We start from the raw sequence: 1,523 nt of genomic DNA, 5'->3' as shown, positions 1-1,523 counted from the left end.
GGTCACACCACGCCGAGCCCACTCACCAGACGTTCCCGCGGGAACGCGGTCAAGACGCACGGCTTGCCAACGTTCCCCCGGGAACGCCATCGAAGGCGCCTACCCCTTGGAATAGGTCATCTAGGCTCAACGCATGCGCGCGACCACCGCCGTCCCTGCCGCCCTGCTGGCCACCGGCGCCGCCACCGTCGCCTACGCCGGCCTCGTCGAGCGCACCCACTGGACCCTGCGGCGCTTCGACGTCCCGGTGCTGCCGCCGGGTTCCCGGCCGCTCACCGTCCTGCAGCTGTCGGACCTGCACATGACCGCCGGCCAGCACAGCAAGCAGGCCTGGGTCGCCGGGCTCGCCGCCCTGCACCCGGACGTCGTCATCACCACCGGCGACAACCTGGCCGGGATGGACGCCGTCCCGGCGACGCTGCGGGCACTGGAGCCGCTGATGGAGCTCCCCGGCGCCTTCGTGCTGGCGAGCAACGACTACTACGCACCCCGGCCGAAGAACCCGCTCAAGTACTTCAAGACCGAGCACAAGCGGGTGCACGGTGACGAGCTCCCGTGGCGCGAGCTCCGCGACGGGATGACCGCGCGAGGCTGGCTGGACCTCACCAACCACACCGGCACGCTGACCGTGCGCGGCGTCCGGATCGCCCTGGCCGGCGTCGACGACCCGCACCTCAAGCTGGACCGCTACGACGACGTCGCCGGCCCGGCCGACCCCACGGCCGACGTGCGGATCGGGCTGGTGCACTCCCCCGAGCCGCGGGTGCTCGACCGGTTCACCGCCGACGGGTACGACCTGCTGCTGTGCGGGCACACGCACGGCGGGCAGCTGCGGGTGCCCTTCTACGGCGCCCTGGTCACCAACTGCGGCATCGACCGCGAGCACGTGCGCTGGCTGCACCGGTGGGCAGAGCCCTCCGGTGCAGCCCCGAACGGCACCTGGCTGCACGTCTCGGCCGGGCTGGGCACCAGTCCGTACGCGCCCGTGCGGTTCGCCTGCCCCCCGGAGGCGACGCTGCTGACCCTCACCGCACGGTAGGAGGACCCTCGCCTGCCCCTGCTCTGCAGGGGAGCCCCGGGGGGTCGCAGCGCCGACGAGTGCGTCGGTTACAGTTGTCGACGCACCGCGGGGTGTGGCGCAGCTTGGTAGCGCGCGTCGTTCGGGACGACGAGGCCGCAGGTTCAAATCCTGTCACCCCGACCAGTCACTCAGGGACCGCCGATCCGGCGGTCCCTGAGTGCGTTCCGGGGCCCGGCCCCTCTCCCGGCGCGGGTGCGCGCCTGCTGGCCCGGAGGACGCATCGGAGTACTCCGTCCGCGATGGCGGCGTCGAGCGGCCGGCCGCCGGCAGGGCGCCCGCTGCGGGGGCGGCCGTCGGCGCAGGGGGAAGATGACCCGGTGACCGTGTGCCCGAGCTCCAGGCCGGCGGGGCAGGCCGGGCCCACCTCGGGCAGGGCGACGACGTCCGGTCCGCCGGCGAAGGGCTGGGTCATCCAGATGCCGAACTCGTCGCCGTCGTTGTC

The 1,523-nt window shown here is 73.3% G+C and carries 1 protein-coding gene and 1 tRNA gene; both read left to right on the top strand.

The features are described from left to right. Nucleotides 1-133 precede the first annotated feature (133 nt). Nucleotides 134-1,039: a metallophosphoesterase gene (locus G5C62_RS26980; protein WP_052091039.1), complete on the top strand. Its 906-nt coding sequence runs from the start codon at nucleotides 134-136 to the stop codon at nucleotides 1,037-1,039. Between the two features lie 88 nt (nucleotides 1,040-1,127). Beyond that, nucleotides 1,128-1,204: transfer RNA gene (locus tag G5C62_RS26975), tRNA-Pro, on the top strand. Nucleotides 1,205-1,523: the final 319 nt, after the last annotated feature.

It is taken from the genome of Modestobacter sp. KNN46-3 (assembly GCF_011039295.1).
The sequence above is the reverse complement of the archived record's forward strand: the minus strand, read 5'-3'. Positions and strand labels throughout refer to the sequence as shown.

Coding starts and splice junctions, on each gene's coding strand:
- G5C62_RS26980 (WP_052091039.1), top strand. CDS start 134: ATGCGCGCGACCACCGCCGTCCCTGCCGCCCTGCTGGCCACCGGCGCC.